Origin of the sequence: Streptomyces sp. NPDC047880 (assembly GCF_040706515.1) — a bacterium.
GTDB lineage: Bacteria > Actinomycetota > Actinomycetes > Streptomycetales > Streptomycetaceae > Streptomyces.
In genome coordinates this window covers 24,232-38,711 of record NZ_JBEZOK010000023.1, presented here as the reverse complement: position 1 = coordinate 38,711, position 14,480 = coordinate 24,232, and the positions used below count along the sequence as shown (strand labels likewise).

Genomic DNA, 14,480 nt, shown 5'->3' with positions numbered 1-14,480 from the left:
AGCTGCACGAAACGGAGAGCGGAGAGCAACCCCCATGCCGCACTGGTCCGTCTACACCGGCGACCACGAGCCGCACGACGGCATCGACGACCTTCCGGCCCCACCGCCCTGGCGGGCCTTCGACGGTGGGCCCGCGCTGCCGCCGCCGCACGACGGCGACGACGTCTCGGCCGTCTCCCCGGACCGGGTGCACCGGGCGAAGTCGTACGTCGCCACCCCGGAGACCGTCCGGCTCGTCAACGCCGCGCTCGTGCTGCGCCGGCCGCTGCTGGTCACCGGCCCGCCGGGCACCGGCAAGTCCTCGCTGGCCTACGCGGTCGCCCGCGAGCTGCGGCTCGGTCCGGTGCTGCGCTGGAACATCACCAGCCGCAGCACCCTCGCCGACGGCCTCTACCAGTACGACCCGCTGTCCCGGCTGTACGCGGCCCGGGAGGGGCTCGACCGGCCCGGTGGTGTCGAGGACCATCTGCGCCTCGGGCCGCTCGGCACGGCCCTGCTCCCCTACGACCGGCCGCGCGCGCTGCTCGTCGACGAGATCGACAAGAGCGACCTGGACCTGCCGAACGACCTGCTGAACGTCCTGGAGGAGGGCCAGTACGAGATCCCCGAACTGGTGCGCGCCGCACGCCACTCGGGCGGCGGGGCGGCCGAGGTCCTCGCCGACGGCACGGACTCGCCCGTCACCGTCCGGCGCGGCCGGGTCCGCTGCCGGGCGTTCCCGTTCGTCGTCCTGACCAGCAACGGCGAACGCGAGTTCCCGCCGGCCTTCCTGCGGCGCTGTGTCCGGCTGAAGCTGCGCCGCCCCGACCGCGACCAGCTGACCGACATCGTCCGCGCCCACCTCGACACCCCCGACGGCGACGCGGACCGGCTGATCACCCGCTTCCTGGAACGGGCCTCCGGCGGCGAGCTGGCCACCGATCAGTTGCTGAACGCCCTGTACCTCACCGGCGTGGCCGGCCTGGACGCCGACTCCCGCGACCATCTGGCCGAACAGCTGATGCCCTACCTCAGCGCGACGGCGGACGGCGATGGCTTCTGACCCCGCCCCACCGTCCCCGCGGCCGCGGCACACCGCCGAGCCGGGACCGCCCTCGATCCCACCGGCGCCGGCCGGCAACCCGACCCCGCGGCGCACCACCGTGACCGGTCCCTCCCCCATCGCCCGGCTCGACGCCGTCCTGGTCGCGGCGGGGGCCGAGCCGACGCCGCGGGAGATCGCCGAACTGGTGTGGCTGGCAGGCCAGTTGGACGCCGAGGGGCGGCAGGGCGCGGCGCCGGAACAGAAAGCTCCGGCCGAGACACCGGCGCCTGGAACCGAGCCTCGGAACGCACCTGCCCCGCCCGCACCCCCCGAGGGCACGCCCCTCCCCCCGCGGCAGGAGCCGGCCGGGCGCGTGCCGCTGACCCTGCCCGCCCCGCGGTCCCCGGACCGTCCCCGGGGCGGCGGCGGAACCCCCGTGCTCGCCCCCGCGCCCCCGATGCTTCCCCACCCCCTCGCGCTGCAACGCGCCCTGCGCCCGCTGAAACGCACGGTGCCCTCCCCGCACGCGCGGGTGCTGGACGAGCGGGCGACGGCCGACCGGATCGCGCGGCTCGGCGCCCACCCCGACGTGTGGTTCCCGGTGCTGCGCGCGGCCCCCGACCGCTGGCTGCGCCTGAACCTCGTGCACGACACGGGCCCGACCATGCCGGTCTGGCGCCCCCTGGTGAGTGAACTGCACACGGTCCTCGCCCAGTCGGGCATCTTCCGCACGGTCACCCTGCACCCGGCCACACCCGACGGCCGGGCCCACCGGGTGCCCGACCCGGACGACGGACGGACCGTCACTCTCGTCGTCAGCGACTGCATGGGCCCGCAGTGGCGCCCGGGCGAGGCCGGCGACCGCTGGTACCGCACCCTGCGCCACTGGGCGCACCGCACGCCCCTGGCCGTCGTGCAGCCCCTGCCCGAGCACCTGTGGTCCTCGACCGCGCTGCCCGCCGAGCCGGGCCTGCTGACGTCCCCGGCCACGGCGGCACCGTCGGCGGCCCTGGCCTTCACCCCGTACGACCCCGCCGCCCCTGCCCCGGAGCGCGCCCTGCCCCTGCCGGTGCTGGAGCCGGGCGCGCCCTGGCTCGCCCACTGGGCGGCCCTGGTCGCCGACCCGGGCGGCGCCCGCACCCCGGGCGCGGCGGCCTGGCTGCCGCCCGCTCCCGCGCCGCCCGTGGAGCCGACCCCGGACATCGCCGGCGCCTCCCCCGAGGACCTGGTGCTGCGCTTTCGCGCGACGGCGTCCCCGGAGGCCTTCCGGCTGGCCGGGCACCTCGCCCTGGCCGTCCCCTCCGTCCCGGTGATGCGCCTCGTCCAGCGCGCCGTGGACCGGGACCCCCGCCCCCAGCACCTCGCCGAGGTGATCCTCAGCGGCATGCTCACCACCGTCCCCGGCCCGCCCGGCTCCTACGCGTTCCGGCCCGGCGTACGGGAGTTGCTGCTGCGTTCCCTGCCCCGCACGGCCCGCGGCCGGACCCGGGAGTTCCTCGCGGAGATCGGCGGCCTGATCGACGAGCGGGCGGGGCTGGCGGCCGGGGAGTTCCGGGCACAGACCGACGGCGGCCAGGGCGGCTCGGGCCCGGCGTTCGCCACGGTCAGCGAGGAGACCGTGCGGCGGCTGGGCGGGCAGGGGCCGCTGGAGCGGTTGTTCGCCGGCAGGTACCGGCTGACCGGCGAACGCGCGACGCACCCGACCGTGTGGGAGGCAGTGGACGTCCACACCGGCCGGCGGGTGGTCGTGCGCCCGTACCGCGACCAGCCCGCGCCGCAGGAGCGGTTCCTGAGGGAGGCCCGCACCCTGGCCGGGTTGGAGCACCCCCATGTCGTACGGGTCCTGGACTTCGGCGTGGCGGACGGCAGCCCGTACCTGGTCACCGAGTTCGTGGACGGGCTGACCCTCGCGGAGGTGCTCTCCGGGCTCTCCTTCCGGACGTTCGCCCGTCTGGTGGCCCAGGGGCTGGCCGGCCTCGAGGCCCTGCACGACCGCGGCCTGGTACGCGGGGAGCGCGGGCCCACCGGTCTGCTGCTGCGTCCCGACGGGACCGTGCTGCTGAGCCGGGTGGCGCTCGGCGAGGAGTCGCGGGACAAGGACCCCGAGGGGGACCTGGGCGAGTTCCGGTGGCTGCTCAAGCAGTTGGCGACGAGTGTGCCGGTGCCCGACGAGCACCGCGAGCTGCTCGACCTGATCGACGGGCGCAGGCTGCCCGCGGCCGCCCGGTACGCCGCCGATCTGGCCGCGACGGCCCCGTGGCCGCCTCCGCTCGACGTCACCCTGCTCGGCCCCCTGCGCATCAGCCGCGGCACCCGGCCCGTGGAGCCTCCCGCCCCGGAGGCCCAGGCGCTGCTGTGCATGCTGCTCCTCTCCCACGGGCGTCGCATGACGCACGCCGAGCTGGCCCGGGGCCTGTGGGAGGAGCCGCCGGACGAGCGCCGGGCCGCGGCCCGCATCGAGGACCTCGTCCCCGAGCTGCGCCGGGTCCTGCCCCCCGGTGCCCTGGTCAGCCTCCCGAACGCCTACGCCCTGCATGTGCCGGAGGTGCGCGTCGACGCGTTCCACTGCGAGGAACTGCTCGACGACCCGGCGTGCGGCCACGCCGAAGCCGGACGGGCGCTCGACCTCTGGTACGGCCCGGCCCTGGACGGCGTTCCCGGCCCCGCGGCGGCCGCGGCCCGGGACCGTCTGCGGGTCCTGAAGTCGAGGCTCCGGGCCCTGCACGCCGAACTGGACGAGGCCCGCGAAGCCGCCCCCGTCATCATGTTCGAGGCCGACGACCTCACCGGCCGCCCCGAGGCCCGCATCACCCTCGAGTACGCGGTGCACGAGATGCTCTCCCGCGGCGCCCTGGCCCCCCACCGGTTCGAGGTGCGGGTGCGTCCCGACGGCTACGTCGTGCACACCGAACCCGGCACCTTCGTCCTGCCCGTCCTGGTCGCCGTCCTGCGCGGCCTGCCCGAGGTCCTCACCGGGCTCGTGGACCCCCCGCCGCTGACCGTCACCTTCTGGGACCGGCCCGCCCCGCCGCCGGCGGCACCGCCCGTACCGGCCGGCATCCAGGTGATCGTCTCCCCGGCCGTGTACGAACAGTTCGCCGCCAGCTCCGCCGCCCAGGGCCCCCGGCGTCTCCAGCCCCTCTACCAGGACGGTGCCACCGACACCCCGCCCGTCGCCTGGTACTGCCCGCTCACCCCCGCCGTGGCGCCCGAACCCGGGACCCGCGACCTGGTTGAGGGTCCCTTCATCACGCACGACCTGCGCCGGCTGGGGATACCGGCACCCGGCCGCACGGCCCTCGTCCACACCCGGCCCGACGGCCCGCTCACCCTCTTCGACCCGGCCCGGCCGCACGGCGACCGGCCGTCGCGGTCCGTGACGTACTACAAGGTCGACCTCACCACCCACCAGTCCCACCACCGGGTTTCCCTGCCGAGCTCAGGCAAGGGCGCCTTCGCGGCCGCGGTGGAGCTGTCCTGGCACGTGGAGGACCCGGTCGCCTTCGTCCGCGCCGAGGTCAGCCGGGTCTCCGAGCCGCTGCTCGGCCATCTGCTGGAGGAGGCGGCCCGGATCACCCGCCGGCATCCGCTGCGCCGGGCCGGCGCGGCCCAGCGGGCGGTCAACGCGGGCCTGCGCCGCTGGCCGGTGCCGGGTCTGTCGGTGTCGGTGTCGGTGCAGCTGGCCCCGGAGGGCAGGGCCCTGCCCGGGCCGCAGGGCACGGTCCCGGCGCAGCGCCCGCTGTCGGACCTCCTCGCCGAGGCCGACTGCGTGCTGCTCGGCTTCGACGGACCTCTGGCCCGGCTGTTCTCGGCGCACGCGGCGGGCGAGGCGGTGCTCGACCTGCTCGCCCTGGTCGCCGAGCACCGCGACCCCCGGAACGTTCCGCCGACCGCGGTGCGGGAGACGTTCGCCCATCCGCTCGACGTGCTGCGGGCCTTCGCCCGGGACCCGCTGGGCCCGCTCCTGCGCGAGCGTCTCGACGCACTCGAACTGCGCGCGGTCCCGGACGCGCCGACCACGCACAACTCCGTGCCGCTGGTGCGTGCCCTGCACGACTCCGGCCGCCGCGTCAGCGTGGTCTCGGACGTCAGCGTCCCGGCCGTCCGGCGCTACCTCGCTCCGTACGGCCTGCCCCTGGCCGGCATCCACGCCCGCGGCACCGACCTCTCCCTGCTCACCCCGCACCCCGACTGTCTGCTGCGCGCCGTGGACTCCTTGGGCGGCGGCGCCGCGACGGGCGTCCTGATCGGCTCCACGGTGGCCGAACTGACCGCAGCCCAGCAGGCGGGCCTGCGTTTCGTCGGCCTGGCCCGGAACACCACCGCCGGCCGGCTGCTCGAAGAGGCGGGCTGCGAGACGACCGTCACCTCCCTGGCGCCGGTCCTGGAGGCCGCCCGCTCCCTGTAGCACGGCCCGAACCGCCCGTTCGGCGGCGCCCCGCCCGGCCCCCTACGAAAGGCGGCCCGGCCCCCTCCCGCGCACGATGCGAAGGAGGCCCGCCACCCGGCGGACCCACGTCTGCGAGGCCCGCCACCTGGCGGCCCCCCACGGTCTGTGCTCTCGGGAGGACCTGCCATGACCGCCAGTCTGGAGCAGTTGCGCCGCTGCCATTTCGCCGTCGACCTGGGAGCGGCCCGCACACGCGTCTACGTGAAGGGTGCCGGGCTCGTCGTCGACCAGCCGTCCGCCGCCGCCGTGAACACCCGCACCGGTGCGCTGATCGCCGTGGGCGAGCTCGCGGAGAAGATGAAGGGCCGCACCCCGCACTACATCCGGGTGGTCCGGCCGGTCTCCGGCGGCACCGTCGTCGACATCGAGATGGCGCAGCGCATGCTGCGCCACCTGCTCGGCGACAAGATGCGCCGCGCGCTGCGCCGCAAGCCGATCCTGCGGGCCGCGGCCTGCACCCCGCACGACGCCGACCCGCTGGCCCAGCGCGCCGCGATCGAGACGCTCGTGGGGCTGGGGGCGCGCCGGGTGGAACTGGTCGACACGCTCATCGCCGCGGCCGTCGGCTGCGGGCTGCCCGTGGAACAGCCCGAGGCCACGATGATCATGGTGTGCGGGGCGGCGGCCACGCAGGTGGCGGTGCTGTCCCTCGGCTCGATCGTGACGGCCGAGCGGGTCCCGGTGGGCGGCGAGGCCGTCGACCACGCGATCGTGCAGCACCTGCGTCACGAGCACGAGCTGATGCTGCCGAGCCAGTCGGTACGGCCGTTGCAGCTGGCCCTGTCCGGCAACGGCCTCACCGCGCAGGGCCCGGCCTCCACGGAGATCCACGGCCGGGACGTCGCCACGGGCCTGGCCCGCTCCGTCCAGGTCGACACCGCGGCCGTGCGGGACGCCATCCAGACGCCGCTGACCGCGGTCCTCGACGGCATCGGCAAGGTGCTGCGGGGCTGCCCGCCCGACCTGGTCGCCGACCTCGCCGACCGGGGGATCATGATGGTCGGCGGCAGTGCGCTGCTGCCGGGGCTGGACCAGATGCTGCGGCAGGCCACGGGCATGCCGGTGCACATCGCCGAGCGTCCGGACGTATGCGCGGTGCAGGGGCTCGGCGCGATGCTGGAGGGCAGGATCGCGCCGCTGGCACTGGACCCCCTGGGCACCTGAGCGTCGGCGACGCCGGGAGGCCGAGCGCCCGCCGCCGGGTCAGCGGGCGAACCAGCAGCGCACGGTCGTCCCGTCGTCGCCCCGGTGCACCCGCACCAGGTCCGCGATCAGGTTGACCAGCAGGATCCCGCGCCCGCCGCGCTGGTCGCGCGGCACCGGCCGGCGCCCGGCCAGGGCGTCCCCGAGGCGCCCTTCGTCGCGGACCTCGCACACCACGTACCCGTCCTCGGACCACACCCGCAGCACGCCCGAACCGCCGCCGTGGACAACGCTGTTGGTGGTGAGCTCGGCTGTGGCAAGGGCCAGGTCGTCGAGCTTCACACCGGCCAGGCCCAGCCGGGCCCCCTCCCCGACGGCCACGTGCCGGGCGTGCGGGAGGGAGTCGGACTCGAAGGCGAACGTCAGCGCCTCCGGCACCGGCGGCAGCGCCTCGTTGTAGCGCACGACCACGTCCTCGGGGGCGTACGCCGCGCTGTCCTGCTCCGCCCGGGACCCGGGGTGGATGACGGCGGGGTGGGTGGCGTACGCGTCGGCGATCACGTGCTCGGGCAGCTGCGCGACGTCGTACGGGCACATGATCGTCGCGGCGCGTCCCCGGAACGCGGCGTTGATGAGCGCCTCGTGCTGGGCGCAGGCCGGGTACTCGGTGGCGGAGCGGCCGGCCCAGATCGGCTCGCCGATGATCCGCACCCGGCGGCCGGCGGGCTGGGCGTCGGCGAAGGCCAGCAGCACACCGGGGATGATCCGCCCTGGGTTGCGTCCGGCCTCGCGCATGTCCAGCAGGCGCACGGACGCGGCGGCGTCCCCCAGTGCGTCCCTGATCAGGGCGAGGTTCTTGCCGGGCACCGCGACGGCGACCGGTTCGCCGGCCTCCAGGCCGTCGTGCACGAAGGGCAGGGTGCCGCCGAGGTACTCCTCCTCGTCCCGGTAGAGGAGGGCCGGGTGGGCGAAGGGGGCCAGAGGACCGAAGGGCTCGGTCACGGCGGCGGTCATGACGTCGACACCTCGATTCCGCTCTGGCCGGGCCACAGCAGGTCCAGCGTGCGCCGCAGGGCGGGCGGCGGCCGGCGCACCACGAACCGCCGGCCGTCCCGGAGCTGCCCGGCGGCGGCCGCGAGGGCACCGGCGCCCGCGACGTCGACGAACGTCACGTCGGACAGCTCCAGGTAGTACACGTCCTCACCTTCACGGACAGCTTCTTCCAGCACACCTTCCCAGATGGCACGCGTCGTCAGGCCGACCTCCCCGGCCGCCCGGACGCCCTGCCGGCCGGCCAGCGGAAACACCGCCAGGCCGGGCACGGGGCCGGTCGCCGAGAGTTGCTGCCGAGTCATCAAGGCCCTCTCCCCACGTTTCCGGACCACAGCGCTCGTACCCGTATGGCAAGAGCTCATTCCCCCAAGGCGGGTGTAGTAAGCCGTACGGCGGGCAGGCGCACCGTCACACCGACGTCCACGGGGGCGAGAGACGTCGTGCAGTCCGGCGAGACGCACACGACCGATGAGGACAGACAAGGCGGTGACATGACCTCAGCGGCATCACCACATCTCACAGGAGGGCTGGACACCCTGGTCATCCCCGGCCGCGTGGACGCGGACCGCGCCGAGCTCACCCCACGGGGTGAGCTCGTCCACGGTTGCGCGGAAATCCTGGCGAGAACCCTGGCCGGCCTGCCGGCCACCGTCACCCGGGTCGACCTCGACATGGCGGGCGTGCACTTCATGGACACGGCGGGTCTGCAGTTCCTGGACGTGCTGGCCGACCACGGCCGGCGGCGGGCGCTGGCGGTGACGGCGGCGAACTGGAACGGCCAGCCGCGCCGGATCCTGGAGCTGGCGGGCCTGGACACGACCGACCCGCTGAGCGGCCTGGAGACCACCGGCCCGGTCCCCGCCGCGCCACCGGCCGCCCCCACCGTCTCGGCGGTCGCCCTGGAACGCGCGGAGCGCCTGCACGTCCTCCAGGAGGAGGTGGAGCAGCTGCGCCATGCCATCGCCTCCCGCCCCGTCATCGACCAGGCACGGGGCATCCTCATGGCCACCCACGGCTGCACGTCCGATGAGGCGTGGCACATCCTGCGGGAGACGTCCCAGCTGTCGAACACGAAGCTGCGGGACGTCGCGGCGGCGGTGACGGCGAGCGCGGAGGCGGACGGCCCACCGCCGCCGGCCGAGCTGCGCACAGCACTGCGCCGGGCCGTGGTGAGGCGCCGCCGGGGCTGAGGTGCCGGGGGCCGTGCGGCTCAGGGGGCGGGAGCCGGGGGAGCGTACACCTGGGGGCCGGGGCGGGGGACACGCGCGGGGCCGGTGCGCCCCGCCCCACCGGGGCACCCGGCAGCCGACTGCTGCCGCAGGAGGTACACCAGGAGCGACCACACCCCTTCCCAGGCCGAGGGCGACCGCGGCGACGAGCGGGACACGACCCCGCGTCCCACCCCCTCCCAGGCCGAGGGGGTCCGCGACGACGCGAACGCCAGGAACGGCTCGTACATCGGAGGGGGCCACATGGAGACGGCCCCGCGGGGCACCCGTATCTCCCACACCAGTCAAGGGAGTTGCTCGTGATCGTCGCCGTCGTCATCGCCGGGTGTGTGCTGCTGGCCGTGCTCGCCTTCCTCGTCCCCCGTCTCTCGCGCCATCCCGAGCGCGGCACCCAGCGTTCGCTCGGCGCGGGCGCCCGGGCCGGCAGCAAGGCCCCCGGTGTCCTGGGCAGGCTCTTCTCCAAGCCCTTCCACTCGAGTTCCCGCGCGGTGAGCCGCAGCGGCTCGGCCGGCCGACGTACCCGCGGCCGCATGCCCTTCTGACCCACCGCGCGGCCGGCCGCCCGGCATGCTGGTCCGGTACGCACGGCAGGCAGAAGGAGACCTTTCTCGATGGGCACCGCAGTGCACGTCCCGCAGACGCGGGACATGATCGGGGAGGAACTCTCCGGGGACGAGGCGTTCACCGCGCTGCGGCGCTACGGAAGCCGTAGGCTGCTGGTCGACGCGTTCACCCGCTTCCGCTACGCCGACGGCTTCAGCAACTCCCGCTCCCTCGCCTTCCAGGTGGTCCTGGGCATGGTGCCGTTCACCATCGCCCTGGTCGGCGTGGCCACCACCGTGCACACGGAGAGTGTGGGCCGGATCATCCAACTCACCCTCGGCCGGATCGTGCCCGGCGCCAGCACCCGCCTGGTCGAGGACGCCCTGCACGGCACCGAGCGCAGCGCCGGTTCCGGCGTCTGGGGCGCCGTCGCCATGTGGCTGGGCCTGGCGTTCGCCGTGCTCAACCTCGCCTCGGCGATGGCCCAGGTCGAGCGTGGCGCCAATCGCATCTACGGCATCGAGCGCGACCGACCGTTCGTGGCCAAGTACGGCCGTTCCCTGCTGCTCGCCCTCGCGGCGGGCATGCCCATGGTCCTGGGGTTCCTCGTGCTCGTGGCGGGTGACGCCGTCGGCGGCGCGGTGGTGCAGACCCTCGGCTGGTCCCGCACCTGGCTCGACTTGTGGGGCGCCCTGGACGTGCCGCTGGGTGTGCTGCTCGCGTGGGTCGCCTCCGCGGTGATCTTCCGCTGGGCGCCCCGCCGGGACCAACCGGGCTACACATGGCTCGCGTTCGGCTCCGCGGTCCACCTGGTGCTGTGGATCACGGCCACCTGGCTGCTGGCACTCTACGTCGCCGAGAGCGGCTCGTTCGGCGCCGTCTACGGGCCGCTGACGGCGTTCGTCGCCCTGCTGCTGTGGGCCAACCTGACGGGTGTGGCCCTGTTCCTCGGCATCGCCTTCGCCGCCCAGCTGGAGGCGGCCCGGGCCGGCATCACCGAGGCCGTGCGGCCGGACCCGGGACCGGGCCCGTGACGTACGCCGCTGACGCGCGCGCCGCCCTGTGATCACCGCCCTGAACCAGGACGTATCGTCCTCGGTGTGAGCGATGTGCCCCCCGCGATGACAGCACCGGCGGACCGAGAGGCGGCCTCCGCATCGCCGGAACAAGCCGAACTCCCGGAACAAGCCGAACTCCCGGAGCCGGCCGCCTCCCCGAAGCCGGCCGAACATCCGGTGACCGGCGACGTCGCCCTGCGGGCGGCCTACCGCCTGTGCCGGCGCCGGACGAAGGAACAGGACCCGGCGGAGTACGCGCTGATCCGGTTGGTGCCCGCGGCCCTGCGGCCGCCCCTGCACGCGTTGTGGGCGGCCGCCAACGCCCTCGACGACCTCGGCGACGACCGCACGGCGCCCGCCGCCGAGCGGGCCGCCCGCGTCGAGGCCTGGATCACCGCCCTGCATCGCGAACTGCCCACCGGAGCAAGCCCGGACCCGGTCCGGCACGCCCTGGTGGACACCGCGAATCGCTGGCGCCTCGACTTGTCCGAGCTGCGGGACGCCATGGCCCAGGTCCAGGACGACACCCGGGGCAGGGACTTCACCGACTGGGCGCAGTGGCGCACCTGGGGCCGGGACAACCTCCTGCCCTGGTTCGGCCAGGTCCGCACGGTCTTCGACCGGGCCGGAGTCCCCGTGGCACTGCGACTGGACACCCGGGAGGCCTACGAGGAGTTCCTCGACGGCGTCCGGCTCACCGACATCCTCACCGACCTGTCCGCCGACCTCGCCCAGGGCGACCTGCTCCTGCCCGCCGAGGCCCTCGACCTGTACCCGGGGTCGGCCACCGACCTCACGCGGTGCCGCTGGAGCCCCGCCGTCGCCGCGCTGATCACGCACCTGACCGGCCTGGCCCGCCAGTGGGTGTCCCAAGCGGCCCTCACCCGCGGCATGCACCCCGGCCCCGCCACCGTGCTGCAGACGATGGCCGCCCTGCTGCACGCCCAGCTCGACGCCGTCGACGCGGCCGGCCCGGCCCTGCTGCGCTCCCCTCCCCGGCCCGCGCTGCGCACCCGGGCCCGCATCCTCGCCCCCGCCCGGGCCCGCGCGGCCCTGGCCTGGAGCCTGAGCCCGCTGACGGTGCCGCCGCCGCGACGCCCCGCCGCCCCCAGGCCGCCGGCACCCGCAGGGCGGGCCCCCACCGGTACTTTCCGTCGGCCGCAGCCCCACCCGAGCGGTGAGCGGCCCCCGGAGATCCCGCCCGGCCTGCTGCCCGCCCACGTCGCCGTGATCATGGACGGCAACGGCCGCTGGGCCCAGCAGCGCGGCCTGCCCCGGCACGCCGGCCACCACGCCGGTGCCACGGCCGTGCGCGAGGTGGTCCACGGCGCCCTGGACATCGGCCTGCGCCATCTGACGCTGTACACCTTCTCCACCGAGAACTGGCGCCGCGACCCGGAGGAGGTCGACGCGATCCTCGACCTGCTGCGCGGCGAACTCGCCGAGAACCCCTTCCGCGACCTCGACGTCCGGCTGCGCTGGCACGGCCGCGCCGGCCGCCTGCCCCCCGACCTCGTCGACCTGCTCCACCTGCGCGAGCGCACCACCCGCGCCCGCACCGGCCTGACGCTGACGATGTGCATCGACTACGGCGGCCGGGACGAGCTCACCCGCACCGCCGCCGCCCTGGCGGCCCGGGCCCGGGCCGGCCGTCTGGAACCCGGACTGATCGAGGAGGACGACTTCGCCCGGCACCTGCCCCACCCGGACATGCCCGACGTGGACCTGCTCTGGCGCACCGGCGGCGAACAGCGGATCTCCAACTTCCTGCCCTGGCAGTCGGCCTACGCAGAACTGCACTTCACCCCCGGTCTCTGGCCGGACGCCGACCGCCGCGACCTCTGGCAGGCGGTCACCGCCTACACCCGCCGCCAGCGCCATCACGGCGCGACTCCGGCCCCGGCGGGCGAGCCCGCCGGGGCCGACGGACCGTCAGCGGCCCACTGTGTGACGGCACCTGACGCGGGCCCGGGCGACTGAACGGGGTGTGCGGCCCCGGCGGGACACCGTGCCCTCGCCCGACGGAGCCCACATACTGAGCGCGCGGGCCGGCCCGTCAGCCCGCTCGTGCATGATCGGTGCGAGCCCCTCGACCGCGTTCAGCGCAGCGGGGAGGCGATACACCGAGCGTTGTGAGGAGATGGCGTTGTCCATCTGGGAAGCACTGGCGGTCTTCGCGGCCGGCACAGCAGCCGGCACGATCAACACCATCGTGGGCTCGGGCACCCTGATCACCTTCCCGGTGCTGCTGGCCATCGGGCTGCCGCCGGTCACCGCGAACGTCTCCAACGCCCTCGGCCTCGTCCCCGGCTCCGTCAGCGGAGCCATCGGCTATCGCGCCGAACTGCGGGGGCAGGGCCGCCGCGCGCTCGTCCTCGGTCTCACCGCCCTCGTCGGCGGACTCGGCGGCGCAGTCCTGCTGATCGCGCTGCCCTCCGAGGCGTTCGACACGTTCGTCCCGGTGCTGATCGCCCTCGCGCTGGTCCTCGTCCTGCTCCAGCCCCGCCTCGCCGACGTCGTACGGCGTCGCCGCGAGGACAACGGCACCGCCGGCCGCCCGCACGGCGGACCCGTGCTCCTGGCCGGACTGCTCCTGGCGAGTGTGTACGGCGGCTACTTCGGCGCCGCCCAGGGAGTGCTGTACCTCTCCCTCATGGGCCTGTTCCTCGACGAGGATCTGCAACGCGTCAACGCCGTCAAGAACATCCTCGGCGCCGTCGTCAACGGCGTCGCCGCCTGCTTCTTCCTCTTCGTCGCGGAGTTCGACTGGACGGCGGTCCTGCTGATCGCCGTAGGCTCCGCCCTCGGCGGTCAGATCGGCGCCAAGGTCGGCAGACGGCTCCCGCCCGCGGCGCTGCGCGCCGTCATCGTCGCCGTCGGCGTCGTCGCGATCGCCCAGCTCCTGCTGCGTTGAGACATCGCACACACCAGGCGGAGACGTTTCCGCAGGCCGAAGACCTGCGCAGTGGGGCGGGTGGGACTCGAACCCACGGCCGACGGATTATGAGTCCGCTGCTCTAACCGGCTGAGCTACCGCCCCATAGCGGCGTGTCGCGTACATGTGTGCGCGCCGTCTGCCGCAGCATAGCCGCTCATACGATCTCCTGCTTCGGCTGGGCGGCTTCGCACGACCTACGTGACCATGAGGACTGCGCCGGGCGTCACGCGGTTCCCGGAGCAGCGGAGGGGGCATGAAAAAGGACCCCTCAGAGGGGTCCTTTTCCCACCTGCTCCCCCGACTGGACTCGAACCAGTAACCTGCCGGTTAACAGCCGGCTGCTCTGCCAATTGAGCTACGGAGGACCGAGCTCCCCGGACTGGACTCGAACCAGTAACCTGCCGGTTAACAGCCGGCTGCTCTGCCAATTGAGCTACCGAGGAAGGTCTCGTTTGCATCGAACGTACCTACCTGGGTATCCGCCAGGGGGCGCGCGTTCGCTGCGACACATACATTAGCGCAAGCAGGGGGGTGCTCCGCCAATCGGTACTCCCCGGCACCGACGCCGCACCGGAGACCTACGCAAGGGAAGGGTGGCCGCCATGCGTTACCGGCTCACGTTCGTCGCCGGAGTCGTCCTGGGTTACGTGCTGGGCACGAGGGCCGGACGCGAGCGCTACGAACAGTTGAAGAAGTCAGCCCGGCAGTTCGCGCAGAACCCCGCCGTGCGCAACACCGCGGAGACGGCGGCCCACCAGGGCCGCGAGTTCGCGGGCAAGGCGTACCACGTGGTGAGCGACAAGGTCGGTGACCGTGTCCCCGACTCGGTGACGGAACGCGTCCGCCACCTCCGCGACCGCGCCACCCACAACGGCGGCGAGGACGACTGGGGCACGACCAACACGTGATCCTCTGGTGCCGAGCAGCCCCGCGCCCCTGAAAAGGGGCGCGGGGCTGCATCGATGTGCGGCTCCGCCGCGCGGGCGCGACCAGCCGCGACGAGCCCGCACCGGAAACCCGGCGACACCCCCCGCGGCGCCCA

The 14,480-nt window shown here is 74.7% G+C and carries 11 protein-coding genes and 3 tRNA genes; 9 read left to right on the top strand and 5 right to left on the bottom strand.

The genetic code is table 11. The features are described from left to right. Positions 1 to 34: 34 nt before the first annotated feature. From AB0937_RS28730 to AB0937_RS28720, 3 genes are all read left to right on the top strand, one after another. A complete protein-coding gene (locus tag AB0937_RS28730; protein WP_366715534.1) occupies positions 35 to 1,042 on the top strand; it encodes a MoxR family ATPase in 1,008 nt (335 codons plus the stop codon). Positions 1,043 to 1,142: 100 nt separating this feature from the next. After that, positions 1,143 to 5,432, top strand: coding sequence for an SAV_2336 N-terminal domain-related protein (locus AB0937_RS28725; RefSeq protein WP_366715532.1), 4,290 nt, complete (start codon positions 1,143 to 1,145; stop codon positions 5,430 to 5,432). Between the two features lie 168 nt (positions 5,433 to 5,600). Beyond that, positions 5,601 to 6,638 carry a rod shape-determining protein gene (locus AB0937_RS28720; protein WP_366715530.1) on the top strand — a complete coding sequence of 346 codons (1,038 nt, stop codon included), beginning with the start codon at positions 5,601 to 5,603 and terminating at the stop codon, positions 6,636 to 6,638. Between the two features lie 39 nt (positions 6,639 to 6,677). Here the strand turns inward: AB0937_RS28720 and AB0937_RS28715 are convergent, their stop codons facing one another. Both AB0937_RS28715 and AB0937_RS28710 read right to left on the bottom strand, forming a co-directional pair. Then, on the bottom strand, positions 6,678 to 7,631 hold the full coding sequence (locus AB0937_RS28715) for a sensor histidine kinase (protein WP_366715528.1): 954 nt from the start codon (positions 7,629 to 7,631) through the stop codon (positions 6,678 to 6,680). Further along, the gene (locus AB0937_RS28710) at positions 7,628 to 7,972 is read right to left on the bottom strand and encodes an STAS domain-containing protein (RefSeq protein WP_366715526.1); all 345 of its coding nucleotides are present in this window, start codon (positions 7,970 to 7,972) and stop codon (positions 7,628 to 7,630) included. Before AB0937_RS28710 ends, AB0937_RS28715 begins: the two co-directional genes overlap by 4 nt. 189 nt (positions 7,973 to 8,161) lie before the next feature. Between AB0937_RS28710 and AB0937_RS28705 the strand changes: the two genes are divergently transcribed. The 5 genes from AB0937_RS28705 to AB0937_RS28685 all read left to right on the top strand — a co-directional run bounded on the left by AB0937_RS28705 (position 8,162) and on the right by AB0937_RS28685 (position 13,414). After that, entirely contained in the window at positions 8,162 to 8,860 is a 699-nt protein-coding gene (locus AB0937_RS28705) for an ANTAR domain-containing protein (protein WP_366715524.1), read from the top strand. Positions 8,861 to 9,198: 338 nt separating this feature from the next. Beyond that, entirely contained in the window at positions 9,199 to 9,441 is a 243-nt protein-coding gene (locus AB0937_RS28700) for a DUF6411 family protein (RefSeq protein WP_366715522.1), read from the top strand. Positions 9,442 to 9,510: 69 nt separating this feature from the next. After that, positions 9,511 to 10,476 carry a YihY/virulence factor BrkB family protein gene (locus tag AB0937_RS28695; RefSeq protein ID WP_366715520.1) on the top strand — a complete coding sequence of 322 codons (966 nt, stop codon included), beginning with the start codon at positions 9,511 to 9,513 and terminating at the stop codon, positions 10,474 to 10,476. Positions 10,477 to 10,542: 66 nt separating this feature from the next. Then, positions 10,543 to 12,480: a polyprenyl diphosphate synthase gene (gene uppS, locus AB0937_RS28690; protein ID WP_366715518.1), complete on the top strand. Its 1,938-nt coding sequence runs from the start codon at positions 10,543 to 10,545 to the stop codon at positions 12,478 to 12,480. Positions 12,481 to 12,640: 160 nt separating this feature from the next. Continuing rightward, positions 12,641 to 13,414 (top strand): sulfite exporter TauE/SafE family protein, encoded by a 774-nt coding sequence (locus AB0937_RS28685; protein ID WP_366715516.1) that lies wholly within the window; start codon positions 12,641 to 12,643, stop codon positions 13,412 to 13,414. Between the two features lie 52 nt (positions 13,415 to 13,466). Here AB0937_RS28685 and AB0937_RS28680 read toward each other — a convergent pair. From AB0937_RS28680 to AB0937_RS28670, 3 genes are all read right to left on the bottom strand, one after another. Beyond that, a tRNA-Ile gene (locus AB0937_RS28680) sits at positions 13,467 to 13,540 on the bottom strand. A 190-nt stretch (positions 13,541 to 13,730) separates the two neighbouring features. Continuing rightward, positions 13,731 to 13,803: transfer RNA gene (locus AB0937_RS28675), tRNA-Asn, on the bottom strand. 5 nt (positions 13,804 to 13,808) lie between these two features. Further along, a tRNA-Asn gene (locus tag AB0937_RS28670) sits at positions 13,809 to 13,881 on the bottom strand. 159 nt (positions 13,882 to 14,040) lie between these two features. Between AB0937_RS28670 and AB0937_RS28665 the strand changes: the two genes are divergently transcribed. Further along, positions 14,041 to 14,346: a YtxH domain-containing protein gene (locus tag AB0937_RS28665; protein WP_366715514.1), complete on the top strand. Its 306-nt coding sequence runs from the start codon at positions 14,041 to 14,043 to the stop codon at positions 14,344 to 14,346. The last annotated feature ends 134 nt before the right edge of the window (positions 14,347 to 14,480 follow it).

Excerpts from the sequence above, each read along its gene's own strand:
- AB0937_RS28730 (WP_366715534.1), top strand. The coding sequence starts at position 35 with ATGCCGCACTGGTCCGTCTACACCGGCGACCACGAGCCGCACGACGGC.
- AB0937_RS28720 (WP_366715530.1), top strand. The coding sequence starts at position 5,601 with ATGACCGCCAGTCTGGAGCAGTTGCGCCGCTGCCATTTCGCCGTCGAC.
- AB0937_RS28715 (WP_366715528.1), bottom strand. The coding sequence starts at position 7,631 with ATGACCGCCGCCGTGACCGAGCCCTTCGGTCCTCTGGCCCCCTTCGCC.
- AB0937_RS28710 (WP_366715526.1), bottom strand. The coding sequence starts at position 7,972 with ATGACTCGGCAGCAACTCTCGGCGACCGGCCCCGTGCCCGGCCTGGCG.
- AB0937_RS28705 (WP_366715524.1), top strand. The coding sequence starts at position 8,162 with ATGACCTCAGCGGCATCACCACATCTCACAGGAGGGCTGGACACCCTG.
- AB0937_RS28695 (WP_366715520.1), top strand. The coding sequence starts at position 9,511 with ATGGGCACCGCAGTGCACGTCCCGCAGACGCGGGACATGATCGGGGAG.
- AB0937_RS28685 (WP_366715516.1), top strand. The coding sequence starts at position 12,641 with ATGGCGTTGTCCATCTGGGAAGCACTGGCGGTCTTCGCGGCCGGCACA.
- AB0937_RS28665 (WP_366715514.1), top strand. The coding sequence starts at position 14,041 with ATGCGTTACCGGCTCACGTTCGTCGCCGGAGTCGTCCTGGGTTACGTG.